This window comes from Xanthobacter autotrophicus (genome assembly GCF_029991245.1).
Taxonomy (GTDB): Bacteria; Pseudomonadota; Alphaproteobacteria; order Rhizobiales; family Xanthobacteraceae; genus Xanthobacter; species Xanthobacter autotrophicus_C.
The window spans coordinates 1-25807 of the sequence record NZ_JAIVFO010000063.1 but is presented as its reverse complement, the minus strand read 5'-3'; the positions used below and the strand labels follow the sequence as shown (position 1 = coordinate 25807).

Here is a 25807-nt window from a genome sequence, read left to right as displayed (position 1 = left end):
ATGGCAAAGGCGCAGTTCGCCGTCATCTTCGGCGAGCGCTTCACAAAGGCCATGGCGGCCTGATCTTCAACCCGCCGCCCCCACACGAAATTCCTGACACTCCCCCGAAAGCCCCTGAGAGTCACCCTCAATGGCCGTTGGTATTATCTTATCCCGCCGCGGTCTGCCGCCAGGTCTGCTGCGGCATCCGCCAGTCGATCCCTTCGAGTAGATAGCCGAGTTGCGCGGCCGTGATCGTCACCGTGCCGTCGACCGTCGACGGCCACAGGAACCGACCCCGCTCCAGCCTCTTGGCGAACAGGCACATGCCCTGTCCGTCGTGCCAGAGAATCTTGACCAGGTCGCCACGGCGGCCCCGAAACACGATCAGATGCCCGGAATGCGGATCGCGCTTCAACGTCTCCTGGGCGATCAGGGCCAAACCGTCAAACCCCTTGCGCATATCCGTGTGGCCCGTCGCGAGCCAGACCTTCACGCCGCCTGGAACCGGGATCATCGGGCGCTCAGCGGATCAAGGACGAGACGCAGGGCAGCGGCATCAACGTCCCGATCGACCCGAACCCGCCGGCCACGGCCGAGAGCGATCTCGATCACACAGGTCGCGTGCCGAGATCGCGTCGGCCAGTTCTGCGTCTCGCTCACCGCGGGTGGTTTCTCGGCCTGGATCATCACCGGCAGCAGCGACGAGACCTCGGTGACGCCCCCGAGCCGCCCTTGGCGCACCTGACGTCGCCACGTGAACACGAGGCTCGGACAGACATCGTGTCGGCGCGCGACCTCACTGACCCTCGCGGTGCCGTCCAGCGTCTCCGCGACAATCCGCGCCTTCTCGTCGTCCCGCCAACGCCGTCGCCGTTCGGCCCCGAGCACCTCGACCTTCATCGACCCGATCACCTTAAGTCTGAACTTAAGGTCATACCTTAATCCCAGCGCCCCAGCCCGCAAGGCGGCCTTCCGCGGAGACGTACGAGCAGGTGCTCGTTCCCACGTTGAAGACCGGCGACATCGTCATCATGGACAATCTGGGCAGTCACAAATCCGCGGCCGTCCGCAACCTCATCAAGGCCGCCGGCGCCAGACTCTGGTTCCTCCCGCCCTACTCGCCCGACCTCAATCCGATCGAGCAGGCCTTCGCCAAGATCAAGCACTGGATGCGCGCCGCACAAAGCGCTCCGTCGAGGACACATGGCGACATGTCGGTGACCTGGTCGAGAGCATCGAACCCGCCGAGTGCGCAAACTATCTCGCAAACGCAGGATACGCTTCAATCAAAACATGAAACGCTCTAGACGAAGCGGCGGGGGTCGGCCGAGGGTGTGCGGTCGGCAGACCTCGGTTCGGGTCCTCTCGTCAGGCCAGAGCAAATTTCACGATGGATCAAGACGGAGCGGCCGCGTCAGCCCGGCCAAGCCAAAGCGCTTGATCGGCGTTTGCTGAAGTCAGTCTATCGGACCTTCTATCGGTTCATGGCGCAGTCGTGAACTGCCAGCCCGGCCCATGCCCTTCCGGCGCCAGCCGTTGCCCTAAGACGTCGACCAGAGTGTCCTGACTCATCTCGACCCGATAGGCCGTGTTCGGCTTCAGTGGCCTAGCGAGATCAAGCCGCAAGCGCGGGCCTGCGATGTCGAACAGTCCCGCCTCCGGGGTGGAGGCAAGGTTCCATTCCTGCACCACCGCGCCGGTCTGCTTCTCGACCAATCGAACCGGCCCCCTCCCCCCGGTTTCCGCGGTCTCCAGCGCACGGTCTGGCGGATGGCGGAGCGGCAGGTTGGCCGTCAGTTCCAGAGAGGCGTTGGCGGCAACCGCGCCGGCCCCGTCGGCCGGAACCAAGTCCACGACGCCGAGGGCGGGCAGCGCCGCCGGATTGCGGCGGTTCGCCGCATAATCCCACCAGTCGGTCTGCGGCGTCGCCCCGAGCGCGCCCAGTCCGCGCCGCGCGATCTCGGAATCCGGCGCGGGCCGGGCCATGGCGATGGCCTCTTCCCGGGTGGTGGGGAACCAGAGCAGGCTGTCGGCCCGGTCCGGGACCTCCCGCTTCAAACCGGGAAACTGCTTTTCCAGCCAGGAGGACTTGCGGTCGAGGAAAGCCTCGTTCCCCCAGATCACCGGATCGCAATTGGCGAGCGGCGTGCTGCCCGGCTGCGCCTCCACCCGCTGGGCGACGTTGCCCCAGACGTTCACCGTCCCGTCCGCCGCGCGCATGCGAATCCACAGGGGAAAGGGCCCAGCGCCGTCGCCCGGCGTGTTGAAATGCCCGTCGCCGTCGGTATCACCGGGCCAGAAGGGCAGCACCGTATTGTGCCGGATCTCGACCCCGTCCTGCGGACGGTTCTGCGGCAGCACTTGGTTCGGCGCCGTGCCCCAGAGCACATTGCCCTCGACCACGAGCCCTTGCAGGGGAACCTCGTTCGGATCCGCAAAGAAGCCCTGCAGCGCCGGCCCGGGGATCCGCACCTTCCAGCGCCGCTTGTCCGGCTCGGCGGTCAGGACAACCGCCTGGTAGGGGCGCAGCAGATCTAGCTGCCGCTTGAATTCGTCGGACAATTCCTCGGGCGGTTCGCCTGCCGCCTGGCGCACATGGACCGGATTGTCGCCGAGATCGATCTTCTGGATCGCCAATTCCATCGGCTGTCTGGGATGGCGCTGCATCACCGGAGTCTGGTCCAGCGGCGGGAGGGTGAGCGTCACGGGGCCCTTCGAAGCATCGACCCGCAGGAAGCGGCGATCATCGGTGGCCAGCACCGGTCCGTCGGCCGAAACACCGCGTATGAGATAGAATTGCGAGATGTTCGGCCGCGCCAATGCGCCCTCGCGTCCCGGAAAGCTGACATTGCCGCTATAGGACAGCCTCTCGATCCGGCTGTGATCGGGGTCGGTGCCGGTGCCGATCATCCACATCTGCAAGCCATCGGGATGCAGCAATGTGGTGTCGCCCATATAGTCGAATTCGGTGTTGTTCTCGATGCGGATGTCGTGCAGCAGCGTTGGCTTTTCTGCTGTTCCCTTGCGAAAAATCAGGTTGAAAGGGTCGGCGCCCAGATGGTGGATGCGATTACCGGTGGCGAGCGCATCCTGCGCCCCCACCGCCACACCATAGACGGCGAAGGCCACTTCGCTGTCGCGCACTGCCACGTTCCGAGCCCCGGCGAGGTTGATGGCGCGGGTCTGGGTGTTGAAACGGTAGCTCGATCCGAGCCGCATCGGCATCAGGTCGGAAACGACCCGAACCCGGTCGAAGGTGATGTCGTTGAAGTCGCCATTGCCCGAGATGTTGAAGATGGCGTCGAGATTCTGCGCCATAGGGGAGAAGAAGGTCATGTCCTCCACATGCAGATGGCCAGCCGACACGCTGGCCTTCCCCTCGCTGATCACCCAGTTCGACAGCAGCGTGCCATTGTCTGGCTCGCGGGGTTGCATGGTCACCGGGGCGGCAAGGCCTGAGAAAGCCCCGATAAAGGCGCGGTGCTCCCGCGCGAGATTGATCCATTCCGGCCCCACTAGCAGGGTCGCGCCGGATTTCACCTCGGGCCGCAGGGCAAGGAAGGCGAGGATATCGGCCGCGGTCTCGGCCGCGAAAGTGCGTGGGGCGATGTGCACCTCGACGGCATGACCGTCGGAGAGGGCCAGCCGTGCGTCGGAAAGCTTTTCTCCCGCGACGGCGGGGAAGAGGTAATCCCATGGGCCGCCCTTGCTTGGGACGACACGCCAGTCCGTGGCCTTCCCGGCAGAGGCGCTCTCCATCCGAACGCCCTTGGGGATGCGGATGGCGCCCGTACCCTCGGGGTTCAGCGCGCCGAGGGTAGCGCGGGCCGGCAGGCCGAAGGCGCGGGTCACAACTTGCTTGCGCACGGCCGGGAGGCCAGCCCCCAGCGCGTTGACCGCGCGGATTTCCACCACCACGGTCTGGCCGTCAGGCAAGCCGCTCAAGGTCAGCACCCCGCGGCCATCCGGTGCGGGCTTGCCCCGCAGCGCTTGCCAGTCGCCCCAGCCGCCGATCGGCGCGAACAGAACGTCGGCCCGGGCCCAGCGGACCTCGAACCCAGTGATCGGGCTGCCCCGCGCCAGCACGGGCTCGGCGATGTCCACGACCGCCTCGCCGGAGCCCCCCGACGGGCGCAGGAACCAGGACCACGGCAGGGGCGCAGCGGGCGTCTCGGGCGGGGCCGAGACGGGCCAGCCGCTGGCCGCGGGCTTGGGCGCCGACCAGGGGGCTGCGGGGCCCGGCCTGCGTTCGGTCATGGCGAGGATCGAATAGCCCTCGATCTGGCCCGGCAATATATCGGCCGGGTCGAGCGGCACGCTCTGCCAGACGCCGGTTTCAGGAGACAGGTCGGCCAGTGCCTGGCGCGGGGTACGGCGCAAGCTAACCGAGTGGATGGCCGCCCCGCCGGTCGAGGGAAGACGGTTCAGCCGGACACGCAAGGCGTTCGCATGTTCGGGGTCTGCCTCGATGTCCCAATCTTCGGGGGCGAAGGCCCTGGGCGCGGCTGCCCCTGTCGCGACCGCCGGCGTCGCGGTCTGCGGCGCGCTCCATGCGCCATCGACGATCTTGCCCTTCACGAAAAACTGCCCGCGCAGGCGGACCTCTACCGACTTGCCACGGGGGAGGTTAGACAGGAAGACGACGCGCCGATCCTCGTGCCAGTCGCGCGCGATGGCGACCGGCGGACCGCCGTTCAGGCTGTATTCGGTGTAAAGATATTCGCCCCCTGCCGGTCCGGTTTCCGGCAGTGCATCGATCCTGATCGCCAGCGTATCGCCGGTGCCTATGTTGGTGACCGCAAATCGCGGGGCGGTCTGATCCGCGACCGCCGGCAGGGCGGTAAGGATCAGCGCGAGGAACGAGCCAAAGCAACGTAGCGGACCGGACACCGTCATCGGGGACATGCTCCTGCCGAGGTGACCAACTTCGCTTGACCGGATGGGTCAGACAAGGACTGCCCGGCGACCATCACGAACCTTTGAGGTAAGACCCCTTCCCCATCGCCGAACTATCGTCGCAGCTGCCAAAGTGGGCGCATTGAGGCCGCCGCGGCGAGGCAAGAAGCGATGGTCAGGCCGACGGTCCAGGCCGGAGCGATGGGGGCGGCATCCCAGGCATTGAGCCCCGCCGCAGCCATGGTGGCGCAGGTCAGGAACGTCGGCAGCATCAGTGGCCGAAGATCCAGTCCGTTGCGCTGCCGGGCCAGCCAGAAGGCAACGACGACTCCCAGCATCTCTCCCAGAATGGCGAGGGCGATCACCGGTGCGACCTCGCCCGTCCGATAGGCGATCCACCATGCGGGGGCCAAAAGGACGATCCGCGGGATATTGGCGATCACCGCGTTTTCCGTCTGCGCCACCGCCAACGCCACGGTCGAAGGTCCACCCTTGAAGATGCGCAAGCCTTGCAGGATGGCGAGCCACACTAGCATCGGGATCAGCGCCGCATATTTCGCCCCGAGCGCCACATGCACGAAGACCGGCCCCAGCAACAGGCAGGCCACCACCAGAATCGCCGCGAAAAGCAGGTGGAACTCATAGGCCTGCTCCGAGAGTCGCTGCAAATCCGTCCGCTGCGCCGCGGCGAGCTTCGGCAGGAACAGGTTCGTCGCCGATTTCGCCACGATCAGGGTCGGTGTCAGGGTCAAGGTGATGCCCATGGAGAAGATGGCGAGCGACTCCATCCCCAGTTCGCGCCCGACGATGATCCTGTCGCCCTGGAAGACAAGGAACATCAGCATGCCGTTGGCGAGCAGCGGCCAGCCGAAGCGCATGGAGCCCGCGATGATATTCCGGTCCAGCGCGAGCCGCCAGGGTCGCTCCGCCAGGACATGGGAGACGATGGCGGTCATGGCCGTCTGCACGATGATCGACCACAGCATGACCTGCCAGTTGCCGAACCACCAGGCCAGCGGCCAGACGACGACCAGCGCCACCAGCGCCGGTACGCTGCTGGTCCACAGCATCGGGCCGAACTGCATGCGCCGGTTCATGCGGTGGATGTCGAAATGGACGAGCGCATTCAGCACCGGCACCACCGCCAGCACCTGATAGGCCCAGGTAACCTCGGGAATGCCCAGGAACCGCGCGAGCGGCCCGGCGAGCAGGAATATGGCGCCGCCGGCAATCACGCCCCGCAAGAGCTGAAATCCCTGCAGGACCGTCTGGAAATAGGGATCGTCGCCATCCTTCGACTGGATGATCTGTTGCTGCAGCCCGAAGGCCGAGGTCATCTCGATCACCGCCAGGGCCAGAGCGAAGGTCGAGGCGATGCCGTAATCCGCCACTGTCAACATCCGCGCGATGACCAGGTTGCGCGCGAGGAGCAACGCCGAGGCGAAGGCATTTCCTGACAGGAGCAGAAGCGCCGAGCGGATCATGGAAACACAAGCCTTTCAGGGAGCGGGCGAGCCCGCCCGTTTTTCCGCACCTGCGAAGGCGGGTCAAGGGAGGAGGCCGCCGGAAGCCTCCCGCATGGCATGGATTCGTCCCCTGGACTACCTGCCGCGCGGCCAAACACGGAGGCAGATGCTAAATTTTCCGCACCTGCGAGATTTTTCTGCCGTCGGTCACAAATATCGGCTAATCCCCCAATATGCTGAAGGGAGCGCGCCACAGATGACGGCTTTTTCCCCGTCGCCCAACCTGACCCGTGTCGCAAAGGGCGATCTCTGCGCTGGCTGCGGAGCCTGCGCCGGCCTCTTCCCTGACCGTATCGTCATGCAGGCCTCCGCCCCCGGCTGGTTGCGCCCGAAGCAGAGCGGCACGCTGGCCGCGACGGAAGAAGCCCGGATCGCTCGGATCTGCCCTGGCCTTGGCCAGGAGGTCGAGCCTGGGAAGCGTCTCGATTCGGTGCTCTGGGGTCCTTACGTTTCAGCACAGACCGGCTGGGCCACCGATCCAGAGGTGCGTTTTGCCGGATCCTCGGGCGGTGTGCTGACCATCCTCTTGATGCATCTTTTGAAATCGGGGCGGGTGGAGGCGGTGGTGCAGACAGCGGCCGCGCCGGATCTGCCCATCGGCAATACCACCGTGATCTCGACCGACGCGCCGGCCGTGCTGGCGGCGGCGGGGTCGCGCTATGCGCCTTCGGCCCCGCTCTCCGACGTCAAGGCCCGCATGGCCGACGGCAGGCGCTACGCCTTCGTGGGCAAGCCCTGCGATGCGGCGGCGATGCGCGCGCTGGTCGAGGATGACCCAAAGGCGGCGGCGGCCTTTCCGGTGATCCTGTCCTTCTTCTGCGCCGGCGTGCCGAGCCATGCGGGGGGCAAGGCCGTACTCCAGGCGCTCGGCACCGATCTCGACCATGTGGAAAGCTTCCGCTTCCGCGGCAACGGCTGGCCGGGGCGCGCGACGGCGGTGCTGAAAGACGGCGGCGAGCGGTCGATGAGCTATCACGACAGCTGGGGCAAGATCCTGTCGCGGCATGTGCAGAACCGCTGCAAGGTCTGCGCCGACGGTGCGGGGGTCGCCTCCGACGTCGTCTGCGCCGATGCCTGGGAAAGCGATGAAGCAGGTTATCCGGTGTTCGAGGAGGGCGAAGGCACGAGCCTCATCCTCGCGCGCACCACCCTGGGCTCGGAGATCCTCGCCGGGGCCATCGCGGCGGGACGGGTGGAAACCCAGCCGTTCGACATGGGCACCCTTGCCGCCATCCAGCCAGGCCAGCGCGAACGCCGCCGGGCGCTGCTCGCGCGGCTGACGGGCATGGCACTGGCGGGACGGCCGATCCCCCGCTATCGCGGGCTGCAGGTGGTGTCCGCGGCGCGGCAGAACAGCCTGAAGAGCAACCTCCACAATCTTATCGGCATGTTCAGGCGCGCGCTGCGCCGGACGAAGCCGCAGGCATAGCAAACGAACATTCGGAAACTTCCATGAACTCACCTGCCCGTCCAATCCATGTCGTCCTGCTGATGCATTCGACCCGGTCCGACAACCTCGGCGTCGGCGCGCTGACGGTGTCGGAGATCGCCATCCTGCGCGATCTGGCCGGGCGGCTCGGGCGTGACCTGCGCATCACCGCGCTCGACGGCGTGGAGCCGCGCGCGCCTTATGTCACGGGGCCGGACATCACCGTCATCGACATGACCGGTGCGTTCTTGAAAAGCCCGAAGGGCTTCTGGGCGCTGGTGCGCGGCGCCGACCTGGTCATCGACATCGGCGGCGGTGACAGCTTCACCGACATCTACGCCAACCAGCGGCTGACGCGGATGTTCTGGATGAAGTTCATGACCCACATCGCCGGCACACCCATGGTGTTGGCGCCGCAAACCATCGGCCCCTTCACCAAACCTCTGTCGAAGGCGTTGGCAAAGCTCGACATGCGGCTGTCGAAGGTGGTGACGGCGCGCGACGACCTGTCGACCGCGGCCGCCAGGGCCATGGGCATCACCTCGGTGATCGAGGCATCCGACGTGGCGCTGCGCCTGCCCTATGACCCGCCCCCGCCGCGCGCGCCGGGCGGGCCGGTGAAGGTGGGGCTGAACGTCTCAGGCCTGCTGATGGCGGGCGGATATTCCGGGGCCAACGACTTCGGGTTGAAGACGGACTATCCCTCGCTGATCCGCTCGCTGATCCGGCGCTTCCAGGCGAAGGGCGCCGAGGTGCATCTGGTCTCCCATGTCATCGTCCATTCCGGTCTGATGACGGGCGAGGACGACTTTCGCGCCGCCAAAGCGCTGTCCGAGGAATTCCCCGGCACGGTGCTGGCGCCCGATTTCCCGCATCCCTCCGCGGCCAAGAGCTATATCGCGGGTCTCGACTTCTTCACCGGCGCGCGGATGCATGCCTGCATCGCGGCGTTTTCCTCGGGCGTGCCGGTAGTGCCCATGGCCTATTCGCGGAAGTTCCACGGCCTTTTCGGCTCGTTAGGTTTCAACCGGACGGTTGACTACACCTCCGAAAGTGCCGAAGCGATCGAAGAGAAGATCCTCGCGGCCTTTGACAATCTCGAGACCCTGGCCGCCGAGGCAGCGGTGGCGCTCGCCAAAGGCCGCGCCAAACTGGCCACTTACGAGAACGCGCTGCTGGAGGTCATGCGGAAGGTGCCCGCCTGACACCTTTTTGCGGTCCTGATCTCCTGCCGTTCAGGGGCTGTGCAGGCGGATCAGGAGCCGCTCGATGGCGCGGCCGAGCGCCGAGGGCTTGCCGACATCAGCATAAGAAAAGGACGCGGCGCGCGTTGCTTCCCGCGGCTCCACCGGCACGAATGTGGTCATCAACTCCTGGGTCTTGCTGCGCATCCCCGCGCTCTGGATGGCGATGGTCAATTCGGTCAGGTGCAGGGTGAAGTCGTGCGGCGGGAAGGAGGGGCGTCCCGCCTCGATGGCCTGGGCCAATTCGGCGATCCCAAGCGTCTTTTGCTGCTCGCCGAGTTCGCGGCGCCTGAGTGCCGCAAGCAGCGCCTTGGGTGACCACCACTTCAGCGCCAGCTGCTTCGGCGGGTTCGCCACCAGCCGCAGCTTGCGCCCGCCAACGCCGAAGATCCATTGCAGCAGACTGTTGGTCCGCACCGACATGGACTTTCGCGCGTCGAGCGTGAGCTGGCTGAACTGCTCCAGATAGACCGGGCAGCGATAGTCGCGATAGGTGTCGGCGGTCAGCATCCCCTTGTTGCCGACGATCCGCATCCGGTGATCGTAGGGCACGCCGATGGAGCACGTCACTCGCGCCACGATGCCAGAGCGGAAATTCAGGCAGGCTACCGAGAAATCCGGCGTATCGGCGGGGTCGAGATGCTGGTCGGTCTTGTCGGGAATTGCCTGTTTGGAAAAGGCGGTGACGCTTTCCACCGGGCCGAAGATCGAGCACAGCCAGGTGAGGTGATAGCCCACATGCTCGTAGGTGCAGCCCTGTTCATATTCATGCAGATAGGGCCAGGGCGCACCGGTTCGGCTTCGCCAGGTTTCCGGCTGCATCAGATAGATGACGTTGTCGTCGAATTCGGCATAGACGATGCGCACATCGCCGACCGCGCCGTCGCGCACCGCTTTCCACATGGTCTGGCTGGTGTCGCCGAGGGCATTCGACGGCGCGCACGAAAGCCTGAGGCCCCGTTCCTCGGCCAAAGCGAACAGCGCCCGGGCCTCGTCGAACGAAGGGGTCAGCGGCTTTTCCGAATAGACGTGCTTGCCAGCTTCGAGTGCGGCCTTCGTCACCTCATAATGGCTTTCGATGCTGGTGAGGTTGACGACGATGCCAATTTCAGGGTCGGCCAGCAACGCCTCGTTGCTGGCGAAAGCATGCAGGCCATACGCCTTGCTCACCGTTGCGAGGCGTACCGGGTCGCGGTCGGCGACACCTTTGATGATGAGCCCTGGATGGTGACCCCACGTGGACATGTAATGGTCGAAGACATAACCGCAGCCGATAACGCCAATCTTCATATCACTTCTCGTCTTCATTTAATCGGCCCCCAGAGCCCTGTCCACCGCCCGGAAGAGCTTCCAACTCGGACTTTATATTCACCGGCAGCCAAACGTGCGCATGCATATAAGCATCACGCAACGCCACGATTCAAACGTCTACCGCACAAACCGCGCGGCAACCTAGACAGCTTCGCCAGATCAGGGAACTGATTAAATCCAATTGAGTAAATTTTACTACCATAGTGCTACGATTCCATAACTCCTGCAACTGTAAATACACACCTCCGCACCATCAAACCGCCTCCATTCTCAGAATCATGTCGTTGCGGAAAGACGCGGCCTGGACGCTCAGGAAATGATTTTCTCTGTCACCTCCCGGTGGCAAGTTGGCGCCAGGATGGGACAGGATCAAGCCGGCAAGGGGCCAGCCACATGTGGAAAACCATCGTGCGCCATCAGGTGATCGGCGCGCTTGTGTGTCTTGCGTTTGTGGCGCTGCTGGTGGGCGTGTTTTCGGCGGAGCTGCCGCTGCAGAGCCCCCTCGGCACTCTGGCTCGGGTGCTCGAGGGCCTCGCGCCCCAGATCTTCGTCTGCGCCGGACTCCTCGGACTGCTCCTCGCGGCCCTTGGCGCGCGACTCTGGGCCGGAATGGTGCTGGTGCTGGTGGTGCTGACGGGTGGGGCGTTCGCGCTCGGCCATAGGGAGCGCTCGCTGCCGCTGGCGGCGGAGCAGACGGCGCTCCGGCTGGTGTTCTTCAACATCGAGACCCAGGAGCCCAGCCCCCGCAAACCGGCCCGGCCCGGCGAAGAGGCGCGCGCTCAGCGGATCGCCGATGCACTGCTAGCGGCGGGGCCGGACATCGCTGTCCTTGCCGAAAGTCCGATGCTTTTGCCCGCTTTGCCCCGGCTCGAAGCGGCCTATCCGCACCGGGTGGGCTGCACGCCGCGCTGCGAGATTCTGGTGCTGTCGCGCCTGCCGCTCTCCGACGTGACGGTGAAGAGCCTCGGCCGGATGTGGCAGGACCGGTTCATGCGGATCGGGGTGGCGCTGGCCGACGGACGGCAGATGACGCTCATCGCGGCGCATATGTCGAAGCCTTGGTTCTCGGGCACCATCGAACGGGAATATGAGGGGCTGGAGGACGAATTGAACAAGGTGTCCGGGCCACTCGTCGTCGTGGGCGATTTCAACGCGCCCCCCTGGTCGCGCCCGGTGAAGGATCTGATCGACCTGACCGGAATCCGGGCCGCACGCTGGCCGATGGCGACCTGGCCGGTCCCGGCCGGGGCGGCGGGGGTGCCGATCGACAACATCTTCGTGCGGGGGGGAGCGCGGCTGACGGCGCTGGCACCCTTCGGCGCCGATCTCGGCTCGAACCATCGCGGGCTGGTGGTGGGAATCGCCCTGCCTGTGCCATAAGGGTTCGCCCGCCGACCGCTCGCGCGGCAACCCTTTGCCGCCGAAGGGAGCTTCCTACTGTCATGGGCGCGCACGCGCACCTTTTGTGGTTTTTGTGGTCCACCGCAACGGATTTTCCCTATTCTGTGGCGCAGCAAGCCCACCGCGCAGGCCCGGTCTCGGGCGTGCTCTGGATCGAGGAACGCAATGCCCCCTCAGTTTCCTTACGCTGAATTCAGCATCCCGACCGAACAACCCTTCACGCTCCTGCCCTCCCCTTCGCACCTTTGCGGATCTCTGCCGCGATGCGCGGCCTCGGGCGCCCGTCGGTCGCGCGTCGCGGATCGCAGGGCCGACGGATCGGAGGATGTGGCATGACGTCCAAAAACGAACTCCCCGACGCCCCGGCCCACAAGCAGCGTCTCAGCAAGGGCTCGCGGCTCCTACGACTGATCGGCGCGGCGCTCGATCCGCGCGCCTGGATCCATCCGATCCGGCTAATCAACTATTACAATTATACCCATGTCATCCCGCGCCGGATCATGAAGATCGGGCCCGGCTGCCGGATCAGCCCCAACGTCAGCTTCCAGAACGCCGAGCGGATCGAGATCGGCGCCAGGGTGGGAATCGGCGCCCATTGCTACATCTGGGGTGGGCCCGGGCGCGGCCGAGTGGTGATCGGGGAGGACACGCTCTTCGGTCCCGACGTCCTTGTGACGGCGGCGGGTTACCGCTATAATGACGGAGCGCCGGTGACCAAGCAGGCCAGCGACGAGGCCGACGTGATCATCGGCCGCGACGTGTGGCTGGGAGCTCGGGTGATCGTGCTGCCGGGGGCGGTCATCGGCGACGGGGCGATCATCGGCGCAGGTTCGCTGGTCCGGGGCGCAATTCCGGCCATGGCGGTAGCGGTCGGCACCCCCGCCCGGGTGGTGGGAGCGCGGCGCATCGGCGAGAGCAAGCCTCCGGCCGCCGAAGGCTGACGGTCACGGCGCGGAAATCCGGCTGAATTCAGATCATCAAAGAGCGGCCCCGCAATCCGATGGAGCCGCCGGGCGCGGCGCACCTCCGTCGAGTCGCGCTCTAACCGGCCGGCTGCCCGGGCGCAAAAGGTGGCCGGATGCGCAACAGGAAGCCGCGGTGGTTCGAGCCGAGATCATCGCCGAAGGGCTGGATCGCCACGATGCGCGCGCCACCCCGCACGAATACATTGTCGATCGGCACCCCGAAACGCCTCGCCGGAACCGGCCAGGTGGCGACCGGCCAGCGCAGGGCCCGGATCCCGGTCCAGCCGATCAGGTTGCGCAGGCCGTAACTCCAGGGAGCCGAATTGAAATCGCCCACCAAGATGAGGGGCTGGCGGATCAGGTTGAGCCAGCGGGCGAGTTGGCCCAGTTCGACGTCGACCACCCCGGTGATCCAGGGTTTCGAGATATGGGCGGCGATTAAGTCTAGCTCGCCCCACTGCCCTACTTTCTGCGGCAGGTCCAGGACGAGGCGGGTATAGCGGTTCTTCTTGAGCGCCCCCATGGAGCGGATCTCGGAGGTCGTCAGCAGGATGCGGGACAGGACCACGATCTCGCAATCCGGGTTGCAGCCCACCTGATAGGGATAGTGGGCGCGGAGTTCCGGCATCAGCGGCGACATCATCTTCCCCTCGGCGATGATCGCCACATCCGGGTCGGCGGCCTCGATGGCGGCGGCGACCAGGCGCGCACGGGCGATGTCGTCCGAGGTGAGCGCGTTGAAGAACACCACCCGCAGGTCGTCCGGCCCCGGCGCAACGAGGGGCAGCGAGCGCTCGACGTGGTCCGTCGCGAAGACGCCCGCCGCGACGACCCCCGCGACAAGCACCACGGCCCCGGTGATCCGCGCCCCCGCCGCAATTGCCAGCAGCGCCAGCACAATCCCGGCCAGGAGCAGGTGCGGCGTCATGCTGTCGAAGACCCGCGCCGGAGGCTCGAAAGGCGAATCCAGCTGAATATGCCGCGCAATGGCGCCGATCCCGATCAGGATTGCCGCGAGCAACAGAAAGCCGCCGATCAGTCGTTGCCGTATCATGGTGATGCTGCCTCCGCCCCAGCCCGCACACCGTGGTTTCCGACGGCCGGCACCCTAGCAAAAAATGTCTTCAGCGAAAGTCTCGACCGGTCGGCGGCGGTGGCGGGCGACTGCGCCTTTCGGCCGCAGCTTGCCAAACCGCATCAGTGGCGCGATAGAGACGGACGGAACAATCCGCATCCCTGCCGAGGGCTGGATTTCGCGCACGCAGCACAACAAGATGATCTCGGCACGGGCCGGGTGACAGATCCGCGCAGCGATTGAGACCGCGAACCCCACGGCCGCCCTGGCGGGCAGAGAGCGCAGGTAGAGGCATGGTCCGACAGACGCAGGGTGCACGCAGTCTTGCCGGGTGGTCCCCAGTTCCGCCCCGCAGAAGTCGCTCTGTTTCCGCTCCAGCGGAGCGGCGGGGCATCCACACCGAACTCAAGGACCTGCCCCGACCCCTGCTGATCTATCTGCTGACCATCTTCCTGCCGATCGGATTCAATCTCGGCCCCCTGCTCCTCACCGGGACACGTCTCCTCCTGATGGTGCTGATCGTGCCGTTGACGCTCCGTCTGATACGCGGGCAGTACGGGCGCGTCACGGTGACCGACCTATTCTTCTTTTTCTTTGTCTTCTGGCTCCTGGTGGCGATGATTGTTTACGACCCGTCGCGCGCTCCCGCCCACGTGGGCTCGGTCGGAGTGGAATTCCTGGGCGGCTATCTGATCACCCGCTCCTATGTGAGAACCCCGGCTGGTTTTCGCAGCTTCTGCCTGGCAATGGGAATTTTCGTCCTGGCGACCCTGCCGCTCGCCCTGATCGAGATGGTGACCGCGAAGCAGATCGTGCCTTCCCTTCTGGAAATGATCCCGGGGATTCAATCGGCCCGGATATCGCCCCCCGACAGGCGTTTCGGATTGGACCGGGTCTCGGCCATCTTCGACCACGCGATTCTCTATGGGCTCGTTTGCGCTACCAGCTTCTCGCTGGTTCTCATCTCGCTGAAGGGGGCGATCAGCACCACGCGACGTCATCGTCTGGCTGCCATCATCGGCTTTTGCACCTTTACGTCGGTCTCTAGTGCGGCGTTCATCGCGCTCGGGATGCAGATGGCGCTCTTGTTTTGGGCGCGGGCTCTGCACTGGTTTCCCGGACGCTGGGCCCTGCTGGCCGCGATCGGTATCGCCGTCTATGGGTCCATCACGCTGATCTTCGGCGCGAGCCCGTTCGACCTTGTGGCAACCAACCTCACCTACAACCCGCAGACCGCCTATCACCGGACGCGCATCCTCTATTGGGGGCTGCAGAACGTCTGGAATAACCCCTGGACGGGAATCGGCCTCGGCGATTGGAAGCGGCCCATCGACCTCTATTCGGCCAGTGTCGACAACTTCTGGCTATTGGTCGCCATGCGCTACGGAATTCCCGCCTTCGTCGCGATCGCTATCGGCTATATCCTGGCCATCGTGAGCGTGTCGCTGCGCAAGGTCAGCGGGGACCCGAGTTTTGCCGAAATGCGCCGCGGCTGGGTGTTCAGCATGATCGGCTTGGCCTTCGTGCTCGCCACCGTGTTCGTCTGGGGGACGGCCTTCTCCCTGGTGTGGTCGATCTTCGGCGCCGGCATCTGGATGATCCATTACCGCGGCCCTGAAGCGGAGGCTGCTGGCGGGCTCACAGCCCGATTCCGTGCGCAACACGGCTCGCGCCTTGCCCCTACCCCTGGCTGCAGGGTCGCCGCTCTGCCGCCGGCAAACGGCGGTGCCCCGGGCACCGAAAGCCAGCCAAACCACTGACGATTCGGCCGCGTCGCCGCCGCTTTCCATAAGCCACTTCGCGAGGGGGCAAAGCTCGCGGAATAACCGAGCCTACCCATGGGTTGCGGCGTCTGCCCGTGGCATTTGCGCATGGCACCGCCGGATTCGGGATCAATACCGGGCGGACCGGCTGACCTGAGCCCCATCGGTCCTCCCGTTTTGGAGAGAGTCCGCAGGTTGGTTTGTGGCCTCAGGCGGCCACGGTTTACAGTGCGATTGTTGCGGCGAACTCGGCGGGGGATCGATGGCCCAGCGCCGAATGGGGTCGGTTCAGGTTGTAGTCCTCCTTCCATGAGCCGATGGTAGCGCGGGCCTGCGCCAGATTCGAGAACAGGGTCTCATTCAGGCATTCGTCCCGGAACCGGCCGTTGAAGCTCTCCAAGAAGCCGTTCTGCATGGGTTTGCCCGGCGCGATATAGTGCCATTCGACGCCCGTCTGCTGGCACCACTTGAGGACCGCCATCGAGGTCAACTCGGTGCCATAGCACGTCAGGAAGGAAGGAGCCTCAGCCGGCGCGCGGAGCCATTGCGTCGCGCAGCGCGCCGGCTGAGGCGGTCATGGTCGGTCAGCAGGTCTCTAAAATGACGGTGTTCAAATCCTCATTCCGGAGACAGACCGACCATGACCACTTTGCATCCTATGCCCGATGACGTCGTTCTGGTGGCGATTGATATCGCCAAAACGCGGAACGAGGTGCTGATCGAGACGCCCGGCCAGAAGCGGCGGCGGCGCATGACAGTCCTGAACACGCGCGCCGAGCACGATCGGCGGATCGTGCTGGTGAAGGGCTTTGGCCGGCCTGTCGCCTACGCCATGGAGGCGACAGGCAACTATCACCGGCCGATCGCCTGGCGTTTGCGTGAAGCCGGCTTCCAGGTTCGCCTGGTTTCGTCGGTGGCCTTGGCCCGCACGCGCGAGGCCCTGCACAACGGCTGGGACAAGAACGATCCCAAGGACGCCCAGGTCATTCTGCACATGCTGCGGATCGGGGCCTCGCAAGCCTACCATGACCCGCTGGCCGCCGGCATCAACGACGTCCAGGAGCTATCGAAGACCTACGAAGCGATCGCCGGCGCCAAGACCCAGGTGCTGCATCGGATCCAGACACATTATCTGCCGCTCTACTTCCCGGAGCTCGACCGCTTCCGCCAGAACAGCCGAAGCGATCGGTTCTTCGCCTTCCTGGATCGGTTTCCCACGCCGGCCAGCATCACGGCATTGGACAAACCCGCGTTCATTGAAACCGCTTGGAGCGTCGTCGGCCGGAAGGTCTCGAAGGAGCGCTTACTGGGCGACATTTACGAGACGGCCAAGACCTCCATCGGCCTGCCCATCCCACTTGAAGCACCCGCCATCCGCATGTTCCGGCTTGTCATCGCCGAGGCGCGCAGTTTGATCCGCCAGCGCAATGAGATCGAGGCCATGGCCGACCAGTTCCTGGCCTAGAGCCAGGACTATAAGCGCCTGCGGCAGATTCCAGGGATCGGACCCATCATTGCCCTCGCCATTCTGGCCGAGGCCGGCGATCTCCGCCGCTTCGGCCATCATCGCCAGTTCCTGAAGTTCTGCGGCCTGGACCTCTCGACTCAGCAGCCGGGCAGGTGCCGAGGCCAGACCAGGTTGTCGAAGTACGGTAATGCGCGTCTTCGGCGCAACCTCTGGCTCGCGGGTCAGGTTGCGATCCGGCAGAAGAAGAACAGCTTTCGCGACAAGTTCGAGCGCTACATCGCCCGCGACCGGCACAACGCCGATCTCAGACGCAAGGCGCTGACCGCAATCACCGCCAAGATGGCCCGCGTGGTGCACGCCGTCATCAAAAGCGGTGACGATTACTGGCCCTTTGTCGAGGGCCGGTGCCAAGTGGGAAAACCCCTCTCAGCAGTGCCGTGAGGGCGCAGCCTGCGACCCTGTAGATAATGCTCGGGTCTCCTGCCTGGATCGGTATCTCGTCTTAAGGACGGTGAGGGCCACGGCGCGCCGATGGACCCTGTGTTTGCTATGGCCGAGAACTCTTTCCTTCCCAGCAGGGCCCGCCTGGTTCGCGTATTGACGACCATCACCCCACGAGCGCAATCTCGTGGACAGAGCCATGCTGCCCAATCAGCCGCTTTCCTTCCCAACATAGGAGTTGTCCGAGACGATGGCCGACGGCTTTCCCCGGGCAGCCACGAGCGCATCCAGCTCGCGTGTCACCCGAAGGCCGGACAGCGAGGTGTCGGCGACCAGCGTCAGGCACTCCCGGCTGAAGTCATCGACCACGGCCAGCACCCGGAAGCGCCGGCCATCCGTAAAGGCATCCGACACGAAATCGAGGCTCCAGCGGACGTTGATCCGATCCGGCACCCCTATGGGCCGCTGCGTGCCGAGCGCCCGCTTGCGGCCCCCGCGCCGGCGCACCTGGAGCTTCTCCTCCCGGTATAGCCGGCGCAGCTTCTTGTGGTTCATGACGATGCCCAGGCGCCTCAGCATGACGTGGATCCGCCGGTAGCCGAAGCGGCGGCGCTCGCCGGCCACGGCTCTCATGGCTTCTCGTGCCCTCGTATCGTCGGGACGGACGCTACGGTAGCGCACGCTGGTGCGATCGACGCCCAGCGCCTGGCACGCCCGACGCGGGCTCACCCCGTGCGCTGCACAGGCATGAGCCACGGCTTTGCGCCTGGCATCGGGCGTCACCATTTTTTTAGCTGACATCCTTCAGGATGGCGTTGTCCAACATCTGCTCGGCGAGCAGCTTCTTCAGCCGTGCGTTCTCCTCCTCGAGCGCCTTCACCCGGCGAGCGTCGGACACCTCCATGCCGCCGAACCGCGCCTTCCACTTGTAGATGCTGGCATCGCTGACGCCGTGCTTTCGGCACAGATCGAAGACCGGCACCCCGGCCTCGTGCTCCTTCAAGATCGAGAGGATCTGCTTCTGTATTCGGTCCGGTGTCGTCAACCCCGATAATAGCGCGTCGCGGGTTCTTTGCTTCTGTCCGTGGTCGAGGATCGCCACATGATGGTGTTCGATGGAATGACTGGTTCAAGCTCTTCGGCGTGCTCGGCCGCGTCAGCGGCTGCGACGACAGATCATGCGAACTCAATCATCCCACGCCCCGCGACGGGCGTTCAGGGAACCACAGCCGGGTCGATCACGCCGCGGCCGCAGTCCATCGGAATTCCGTGCCGCTCCGCCACATGCTGTGAAGAACGACCGCCATCTTGCGAGCCAGAGCGACCTTCGCCCTCTTGCTTCCCTGACGCTGAGCGATACGCACCGCCCAGGCCTTCATCGGTGACCAGCGTGTGCTTGGTCGCAGGATGACGTTGGCGGCGTCAAACAGCGCAGTTCGCGTCTCGCCATCGCCCACTTTGGTGATCCGTCCGGTCCGATCGATCTCGCCCGATTGATACCGCCAAGGTGTGAGCCCGAGATAAGCCCCGACGGACCGGGAGCGGGCGAAACGCTCGGGCGCATCGATCGTTGCTCTGAATGTCAGAGCGGAAACCGGCCCGATCCCGGGCATGGTCATCAAAAGGCGGCAGACCGGATCATTCCGGACAGCCTGAACGACCAGGCGGTGAAGGCGCTGGTACTCCTGCATCAGTGCGTCCCGGGCTGCCAATAGGGGAGCCATCACCTCAGCCAGGATGGCGTTGTTTCCAACCAGCTCTCGGACACGGGAGGCAAATCCGGCCCGCGACACGATGCCGACCTTCAAGCCGAAGGGACGGAGCAATCCGCGAAGTGTCTGCTCTGACGCGGCGATGGAGAGGATCAGGTGCTTGCGCGCCGCCACCAACGTTCGCGCATGCTGGCTGCCGATGCTCTTCACGTGCACGACCTTGTACCAGCCTGCCCTGACCACCTGGGCAATGCCGCGCGCGTCGTTCCGATCGGTCTTGACGGGCATTGCCGACAACGCCGCCTTCACCTGCCGCGCCTCCAGACTGATGGCGGGAAAACCAAGCTCCACCAAGCCCGCAGTCAGCCATTCTGACATCGGCCCAGCCTCAAGCCCAATCCTCGCGATCCGATCTTGCCAAGGCTGGAGACACTGCGAGATGGCGGATGCCTCCGGCGCCACGCTCGCCTCCTTCAGGATTTGACCTTCCCGGTCGATGACACAGACGGCTACAGAGTTCAAAGAGACATCAAGGCCGACGTACACCATGGGGACCTCCCGGCGCTGGGTTCAGGCCCCGATCGTCCTCTTCGCAGCGGAACGCCGCAAACGGCTCAAGCGATCAGGACCGAATACCCCATCTCTTCCGTGAAGCGTGAGGCGCGCATCGTCCGTCTCCGTGGGCGACGGACTCTACCCAAATCTGGAGGAGGATCAGGGGCTCAGGTCACGGCAAACACCCCACAGAACGAATGCGGCAAGCTCGCCGGCGTCGAACTCCAGGCCGTCCGCCTTGTTTTCGGTGAGGCCGATGTCGATCGGGCGCCGTCGATCCCCCGCCGATCGCCGAGGGCCCATGGCGTCACCATGTTGCCTGGAGGGTGACAATGCCCGGATCGGCCGACTGGCCCATTATGTGCCCGAGGACGTCGTAATTTTCCGCTTGGCTCTTCGACAGCTCCATGGTGTCCTGTTTCGGGTTCCCGCGCCACGCGATCTTCGCGTTTTACGACACCCCTCGGCCGACGGGCTCGGACGGAGCAATTGACCCAACCACAGCCACCCGACGACCTAAGCAATGCCCCCCTGAAAGCGTCGCTAAGATACCAGAGCTAGCGGTATTCACCAGATCTCGCGCGGCTTGGCGCATATACGACCTTAGGCCCAAAGGCCAATTGTGCATAGGGGATGAAACGTTGCGCCACCCACGTCACTAATGCTGCCGCGACAAAGGCAAGTGTTACCGTTACGTAATTTCCCGGACCGGTGAGCCGAGAAAAGACGTAAAGGAACAGAATGTGACTAAAATAGACGCCGAGCATGCATGCCGAAAGCGCCCTCACGCTCCAGCGGACCGGCCCCCAATATGACCACGACACCACCGCGACAATGGGAAGTGCGGCCCCAACAAGATAAGACACGCTGATACCCGGGATGAATTTAAGAAAAACATAAATAAGCGTGAGGAAAATCATAATTCTCGCAACGAAAGCCTGTCTTTGGGGCATTTTTTTGTACAAGCCCAGGGCAATCCCCATAAATACCGCTGTCGCACCGTGCGCCCACTGCGCGAACGGTGGGGTCCAACCCATTGAAATAGGTCGCCAAATGGGCGAAGCGAGAAGCAAAACAACCGTCAGACACACGCAAACCCAAAACAAAAGACCCGCATCGATCTTCTTTTTTACAGCGTTTAGAAATACGAGTACGGCAAAAATCGCAGGTATAAACCACAGATGCGCGCTCGTGCCATACAATATACCGGCAATTGGGTTGGGAACCGGAAGCAACGGCTTACGCATCACTAAATTTAGAACGCCATAAATGATCATCCATAGCGCCCACGGAATTAGCAATTTTTTCGCAATATCAAGTACAGACCTTTTCCGCCCCCAATTATAGTCGCAATCAACGTATGGCGAGAGGATCAAAAATATAATCAAGCCAGAATAGGTAAAGTCATGGAACGGCGCCTTACCATGATAGGCTACGATACCAAACGCAGCTATTATACGCAACACTTCAATAAATTCATTAGCTTTTTTATCTGAAATAGCTCCAACCTGTGGCATAGCGCCGCACCTCAAGATGAAAATGAATCGATCACAGATTTGCTTAGAAGGATACCATAATTTGGTGAGGCTGCGCGGAGTTCCGGGCTTTTTTTCCAAATCAAACACACAACCTATTACAGGTTGTGTGTTTGATTTGATATACATAAAGTATATTTTTTGGGCACGGCAGTTGGCCCATCGTCCCGCATGGAAGCTGATGGAGCTAGTGGATTGACTTCAACGCTTGGAACCCACGGTTCCTTGCAGCGATGATGGCGTCGGGATCGGCGCGCCAGATGAAGGGTTTTGGGGTCTGGTTGTGTTCACCGATGAAGCGATTGATGGCGGCCTGGAGATCGACGACGGATCGGAAGACACCATTCTGGAGCCGACGGCGCGTCAGGATGGCGAAGAAGCCCTCGACCGCATTCAGCCAGGAACTGGAGGTGGGCGTGAAGTGGAGGGTCCAGCGCGGATGGCGGTCAAGCCAGGCCCGCACCTTCTCGTGCTTGTGGGCGGTGTAGTGTCGAGGATGACGTGGACGAGCCTGCCGGCCGGGATGTCGCGCTCGAGGGCGTTGAGGAAGCGGATGAATTCCTGATGCCGATGGCGCTGCATGTTGCGCCCGAACACCTCGCCTGAGGACGTCGAGCGCGGCGAACAGCGTGGTGGTTCCGTGGCGCTTGTAGTCGTGGGTCAGGGTGGCGCCGCGGCCCTTCTTCAGCGGTAGTCCGGGCTGGGTGCGGTCGAGCGCCTGGATCTGCGATTTCTCGTCGATGCTCAGCACCAGGGCATGAGCCGGCGGGCTGACGTAGAGCCCGACGACGTCGTGCAATTTCTCGGCAAAGGTGGGATCGTTGGAGAGCTTGAACTGCCGCCAGCGATGCGGGGCCAGGCCATGGGCCTTCCAGATCTTGTGCACCGTGGAGACCGCCAGTCCCGCGACCTTTGCCATGGCCCGCGTGGTCCAGTGGGTGGCCTCATGGGGCGGCGGCTTCAGCGTCATGGCGACCACGGCCGAGGCCCTGTCTTCCGCCACGGGCGGCTGGCCCGGCGGCCGCGTCTTGTCGCGCAGCAGCCCCTCGACGCCTTCCGCCATGAAGCGGGCCTGCCAGCGCCAGACGGTAGTCTTCGACGTGCCGGTCTGCGCCATGATGGCGTGGGTGCCGACGCCGTCGGCGCTCATGAGCACGATCCGGGCACGCCAGACGTGCTTCTGCGGGGTGTTGCGATCCGCGACCAGGGCGTCAAGCCGCCGCCGGTCCGCCTCGCCGAGAACGATTGTGATCCCGTTGCGCATGCGCCAGACAAGCACACTCCGGCGCCAAACGGAATCCACCAACGGACTCTTCCGTCTCGGTCAACCCACTAGGCGGTGTGGAAGGATTTGATGAGGATGAAGCTCAGGGCGAGGGCGACGATAGCAGCGAAGCCGCATTCGGTCTTCTCGCAGCTCAGGGCGACGCGCTTAAATCGCTTCAGTTTTCCGAAACACTGCTCGATGCGGGCACGGCCCCGGTAAAGCGCCTTCGGGAAGAAGGTCGGCCGGTCCTTCGCGTTGGATTTGAAAGGGATGGCCGGCGCGATGCCCCGAGCCCAGGCAAGGGCCCGGTTGGCTTTGGCGTCATAGCCCTGTCGGCGAGGGCCGCGCGCGGCGTGATGTCGGGACCAAGATCCAGCAGAAGCTTGAAGATCGGGCTGTCGCCGGCCTCACCACCGGTCAGGTGGAAGACGATTGGCTGGCCGTCGAAGTCGCTCTTGAGGTGGATCTTGGTGGAGAAGCCGCCGCGCGAGCGGCCGACGGCCTGGCGCTCCTGCCCCCTTTTGCGCCGGCGGCGGAGACATGGGCGCGCACCACGGTGGATCGAACATCTGGACCAGGTGCGCGGTGCTGCTGAGCGATGCCAGTGTCTCGAAGAACAGCTCGAAAGCGCCGGCCTGGCGCAGCCGCCAGAACCGCTTCCAGACGCTGTTCCAGGAGCCGAACTCGGCCGGCAGCGCCCGCCAGGAGATGTTGTGCACGGTGAAATAGTGCATGGCTTCGAGGAACTTGCGATCGTCACGCCCGTTGTCGCCCCGTCGCAACCGACAGGCGCGGAACACCTCCAGCGCCACCGCCCAATCCTCATCCGTCATCCGCGTCAGCACTCACCAAAAGCCGACCCCCTATGATTCACCGAAAGGACAAAAAGGGAATCCCCTCCCGCTCAACCGGCGCGAAACCGTCCACACCGCCTAGTGGAGCGCTTCTTCAACAAGCTCAAGTACTTCCGCGCTGTCGCCACACGCTATGACAAGCGGGCCGACAACTTCCTCGCGGGCATCAAACTCGCTCCGCTCCGAATTTGGATACGGTTTAATGAGTCGATGACCTAGGCGGTGTGGACGGATTTGATGAGGATGAAGCTCAGGGCGAGGGCGACGATGGCAGCGAAGCCGCATTCGGTCTTCTCGCAGCGCAGGGCGACGCGCTTGAACCGCTTCAGTTTTCCGAAGCACTGCTCGATGCGGGCACGGCCCCGGTAGAGCGCCTTCGGGAAGAAGGTCGGCCGGTCTTTCGCATTGGATTTGAACGGGATGGCCGGCGCGATGCCGCGAGCCCGGGCCATGGCCCGGTTGGCCTTGGCGTCATAGCCCTTGTCGGCGAGGGCGGCGCGCGGCTTCACATCGGGACCAAGATCCAGCAGCAGCTTGAAGAGTGGGCTGTCGCCGGTCTCACCACCGGTCAGGTGGAAGGCGATCGGCTGGCCGTCGAAGTCGCTCTTGAGGTGGATCTTGGTGGAGAAGCCACCCCGCGATCGGCCGAGGGCCTGGCCCTGCTGCCCCCTTTTGCCCCGGCGGCGGAGACATGGGCGCGCACGACGGTGGAATCGAACATCTGGACCAGATGCGCCGTGCGGCTCAGGGATGCCAGGGTTTCGAAGAACAGCTCGAACACGCCGGCCTGGCGCAGTCGCCAGAACCTTTTCCAGACGCTGTTCCACGCGCCGAACTCGGCCGGCAGCGCCCGCCAGGAGATGTTGTGCACGGTGAAATAGTGCATGGCTTCGAGGAACTTGCGGTCATCGCGCCCCTTGTCGCCCCGTCGCGACCGGCAGGCGCGGAACACCTCCAGCGCCACCGCCCAATCCTCATCCGTCATCCGCGTCAGCATGGTCGACCTCGCCAAAAGCCGACCCGCTATGAATCACCGAAAGGACAAAAAGGGAATCCCCTCCCGCTCAACCGGCGCGAAACCGTCCACACCGCCTAGCACTACTTTGGAAGAATTAGATTGGCGGTCTTCAGATTGGCCTTCGGCAGTCCTAGTGATAGTGCTGAGGACGGCTGTGCGGACCTGGGGCAAGGTCGGTTTCGGCGGGCCGCGCCGCAGGCTTTTTTTCTCCAGTGGCCTGTTCCAGGCGCCGGTGCTGGAGGAAGGCATAGGCGATCATGGTCATCAGGGCATGGCGGTGGAGGCCGCGCCAGGACCGGCCCTCGAAGTGGTCGAGGCCCAGTTCCTCCTTCATCTGCTGATGGGCCTGCTCGCAGACCCAGCGCGCCTTGATGGCGGCGGCGAGGGTGCGCAGCGAGGTCCCGGCCGGCAGGTTGGAGAGATAGTATTTGCGCTCGCCCGAGGTGCGCCACTCGCCGACGAGCCAGGCCTCCTCCCCCGGCATGTGCTGCTGGCCCTTGTCTTGGATGCGCTGGGGCGGCCCGTTGGCGATGCGGACGCGACAGGCGGCGAAACGTGCACTCAAGGGACCCTTGGTGCCGCGTCGCCAGGAGACCTTGCGCCATCGGGCCTCGGCCAGCACCGTCTCGGCGGAGGCGGAGAGCTGGTCGGGGATCTGGTTCTTACGGGGCCGGCCGCGCCCGGCGACGGGGAAGACGATCGCGACGTCGGCCGGGTAGACCTTCTGGTGCTTCGGGATGCCCACGGCCCAGGTGAGGCGGGCGCAAACCTTAACACGTCAGCGTTATCAATCCGTTAATCCGCCAAAGTAGTGCTAGAGCGCGCTCCCGCTCCTCTCAACCGGGCTGCGGATCACGCCCTCAATCACGCCGCATCGTCCCGTGCGCCGGGCTCCGCCACGGTCGTGCCATTGGGGGGGCACGCGACGGCCGGCTCCGGCCGGGGCGCCGCCAGGCGTGGCGCAGGCCTGCGCTCGCGCCAGATCAGCACCAGCCCCGCCAGCACCACCACCACGGCGCCCATGACCACAAGGGGGGCCGGCCACTCCCCGAACAGCACGATGCCGAACACGGTCGCCCATAGCAGCAAGGAATAGTTGAACGGTGCCACCACCGATGCCGGGGCATGGCGGATGGCCGCCGTCACGCAGATCTGCCCGACACCCCCCGCCAGCCCCATGCCGACGAGGATGAGCGCGATGCGCCCGTCCGGCATCACCCAGCCGAGTGGCAGCGTTGCGAGGCCGGCAAGCGAGGCCACCAGCGAGAAATAGAAGACGATGGCCTCGCTGGTCTCGGTCCGGGTGAGATGGCGCACCTGGGTGATGGCAAAGCCCGCCCCCACCGCGCCGATCAGCGCCAGTCC

The 25807-nt window shown here is 64.5% G+C and carries 16 protein-coding genes and 8 pseudogenes; 8 read left to right on the top strand and 16 right to left on the bottom strand.

Annotated elements, in window-relative coordinates; translation table 11 throughout:
* Positions 1 to 148 precede the first annotated feature (148 nt).
* Together tnpB and tnpA are read right to left on the bottom strand one after the other, a co-directional pair.
* Positions 149 to 496: an IS66 family insertion sequence element accessory protein TnpB gene (gene tnpB / locus K9U41_RS12370; RefSeq protein WP_282641139.1), complete on the bottom strand. Its 348-nt coding sequence runs from the start codon at positions 494 to 496 to the stop codon at positions 149 to 151.
* Entirely contained in the window at positions 493 to 882 is a 390-nt protein-coding gene (gene tnpA, locus K9U41_RS12365; protein ID WP_282641138.1) for an IS66-like element accessory protein TnpA, read from the bottom strand. The genes tnpB and tnpA overlap by 4 nt, the downstream gene beginning before the upstream one ends.
* Before the next feature lie 89 nt (positions 883 to 971).
* On the opposite strand from tnpA, the pseudogene K9U41_RS12360 reads away from it, so the two are divergent.
* Positions 972 to 1279, top strand: a pseudogene (locus K9U41_RS12360) (transposase); the annotation flags it as partial.
* A gap of 185 nt (positions 1280 to 1464) precedes the next feature.
* Here K9U41_RS12360 and K9U41_RS12355 read toward each other — a convergent pair.
* Positions 1465 to 4878, bottom strand: a complete 3414-nt coding sequence (locus K9U41_RS12355; RefSeq protein WP_282641137.1) for an Ig-like domain-containing protein — start codon at positions 4876 to 4878, stop codon at positions 1465 to 1467.
* Between the two features lie 113 nt (positions 4879 to 4991).
* A complete protein-coding gene (locus tag K9U41_RS12350) occupies positions 4992 to 6362 on the bottom strand; it encodes an oligosaccharide flippase family protein (RefSeq protein WP_282641136.1) in 1371 nt (456 codons plus the stop codon).
* Here K9U41_RS12350 and K9U41_RS12345 point away from each other — a divergent pair.
* Together K9U41_RS12345 and K9U41_RS12340 are read left to right on the top strand one after the other, a co-directional pair.
* Positions 6361 to 7833 carry a Coenzyme F420 hydrogenase/dehydrogenase, beta subunit C-terminal domain gene (locus K9U41_RS12345; protein ID WP_282641135.1) on the top strand — a complete coding sequence of 491 codons (1473 nt, stop codon included), beginning with the start codon at positions 6361 to 6363 and terminating at the stop codon, positions 7831 to 7833. The two genes, K9U41_RS12350 and K9U41_RS12345, sit on opposite strands and share 2 nt — an antisense overlap.
* Before the next feature lie 23 nt (positions 7834 to 7856).
* Entirely contained in the window at positions 7857 to 9038 is a 1182-nt protein-coding gene (locus K9U41_RS12340; protein ID WP_282641134.1) for a polysaccharide pyruvyl transferase family protein, read from the top strand.
* A 30-nt stretch (positions 9039 to 9068) separates the two neighbouring features.
* On the opposite strand, the gene K9U41_RS12335 is transcribed toward K9U41_RS12340, so the two are convergent.
* Complete coding sequence (locus tag K9U41_RS12335) at positions 9069 to 10367, bottom strand: Gfo/Idh/MocA family protein (RefSeq protein WP_282641133.1); 1299 nt, start codon at positions 10365 to 10367, stop codon at positions 9069 to 9071.
* 414 nt (positions 10368 to 10781) lie between these two features.
* On the opposite strand from K9U41_RS12335, the gene K9U41_RS12330 reads away from it, so the two are divergent.
* Both K9U41_RS12330 and K9U41_RS12325 read left to right on the top strand, forming a co-directional pair.
* Positions 10782 to 11768 (top strand): endonuclease/exonuclease/phosphatase family protein, encoded by a 987-nt coding sequence (locus tag K9U41_RS12330; RefSeq protein WP_282641132.1) that lies wholly within the window; start codon positions 10782 to 10784, stop codon positions 11766 to 11768.
* Between the two features lie 353 nt (positions 11769 to 12121).
* Positions 12122 to 12730 (top strand): acyltransferase, encoded by a 609-nt coding sequence (locus K9U41_RS12325; protein ID WP_282641131.1) that lies wholly within the window; start codon positions 12122 to 12124, stop codon positions 12728 to 12730.
* Between the two features lie 100 nt (positions 12731 to 12830).
* Here K9U41_RS12325 and K9U41_RS12320 read toward each other — a convergent pair whose 3' ends face one another.
* Positions 12831 to 13808, bottom strand: a complete 978-nt coding sequence (locus tag K9U41_RS12320) for an endonuclease/exonuclease/phosphatase family protein (protein ID WP_282641130.1) — start codon at positions 13806 to 13808, stop codon at positions 12831 to 12833.
* Positions 13809 to 14122: 314 nt separating this feature from the next.
* Between K9U41_RS12320 and K9U41_RS12315 the strand changes: the two genes are divergently transcribed.
* Positions 14123 to 15589, top strand: a complete 1467-nt coding sequence (locus tag K9U41_RS12315) for an O-antigen ligase family protein (protein WP_282641129.1) — start codon at positions 14123 to 14125, stop codon at positions 15587 to 15589.
* 226 nt (positions 15590 to 15815) lie between these two features.
* Here the strand turns inward: K9U41_RS12315 and K9U41_RS12310 are convergent.
* Positions 15816 to 16091, bottom strand: a pseudogene (locus tag K9U41_RS12310) (integrase core domain-containing protein); the annotation flags it as partial.
* A 141-nt stretch (positions 16092 to 16232) separates the two neighbouring features.
* On the opposite strand from K9U41_RS12310, the pseudogene K9U41_RS12305 reads away from it, so the two are divergent.
* Positions 16233 to 17524 (top strand): annotated as a pseudogene (locus K9U41_RS12305) (IS110 family transposase).
* Between the two features lie 214 nt (positions 17525 to 17738).
* Here the strand turns inward: K9U41_RS12305 and K9U41_RS12300 are convergent.
* From K9U41_RS12300 to K9U41_RS12280, 5 genes and pseudogenes are all read right to left on the bottom strand, one after another.
* A pseudogene (locus K9U41_RS12300) lies at positions 17739 to 18546 on the bottom strand (IS3 family transposase); the annotation flags it as partial.
* A 193-nt stretch (positions 18547 to 18739) separates the two neighbouring features.
* The gene (locus K9U41_RS12295) at positions 18740 to 19762 is read right to left on the bottom strand and encodes an IS110 family transposase (protein ID WP_282641128.1); all 1023 of its coding nucleotides are present in this window, start codon (positions 19760 to 19762) and stop codon (positions 18740 to 18742) included.
* Positions 19763 to 20325: 563 nt separating this feature from the next.
* A complete protein-coding gene (locus K9U41_RS12290; RefSeq protein WP_282641127.1) occupies positions 20326 to 21432 on the bottom strand; it encodes an acyltransferase in 1107 nt (368 codons plus the stop codon).
* Between the two features lie 58 nt (positions 21433 to 21490).
* Positions 21491 to 22567 (bottom strand): annotated as a pseudogene (locus K9U41_RS12285) (IS630 family transposase).
* 410 nt (positions 22568 to 22977) lie between these two features.
* Positions 22978 to 23403: a transposase gene (locus K9U41_RS12280; protein ID WP_282641125.1), complete on the bottom strand. Its 426-nt coding sequence runs from the start codon at positions 23401 to 23403 to the stop codon at positions 22978 to 22980.
* A gap of 87 nt (positions 23404 to 23490) precedes the next feature.
* Here K9U41_RS12280 and K9U41_RS12275 point away from each other — a divergent pair.
* Positions 23491 to 23643 (top strand): annotated as a pseudogene (locus tag K9U41_RS12275) (IS5/IS1182 family transposase); the annotation flags it as partial.
* On the opposite strand, the gene K9U41_RS12270 reads toward K9U41_RS12275, so the two are convergent.
* From K9U41_RS12270 to K9U41_RS12255, 4 genes and pseudogenes are all read right to left on the bottom strand, one after another.
* The gene (locus K9U41_RS12270) at positions 23640 to 24251 is read right to left on the bottom strand and encodes an IS5 family transposase (protein ID WP_282641124.1); all 612 of its coding nucleotides are present in this window, start codon (positions 24249 to 24251) and stop codon (positions 23640 to 23642) included. The pseudogene K9U41_RS12275 and the gene K9U41_RS12270 overlap by 4 nt on opposite strands.
* Positions 24206 to 24409: pseudogene (locus tag K9U41_RS12265) on the bottom strand (transposase); the annotation flags it as partial. The gene K9U41_RS12270 and the pseudogene K9U41_RS12265, both read right to left, overlap by 46 nt.
* A gap of 163 nt (positions 24410 to 24572) precedes the next feature.
* A pseudogene (locus tag K9U41_RS12260) lies at positions 24573 to 25199 on the bottom strand (IS701 family transposase); the annotation flags it as partial.
* A gap of 107 nt (positions 25200 to 25306) precedes the next feature.
* A partial coding sequence (locus K9U41_RS12255; protein ID WP_282641123.1) for a DMT family transporter occupies positions 25307 to 25807 on the bottom strand: 501 nt, incomplete at its 5' end.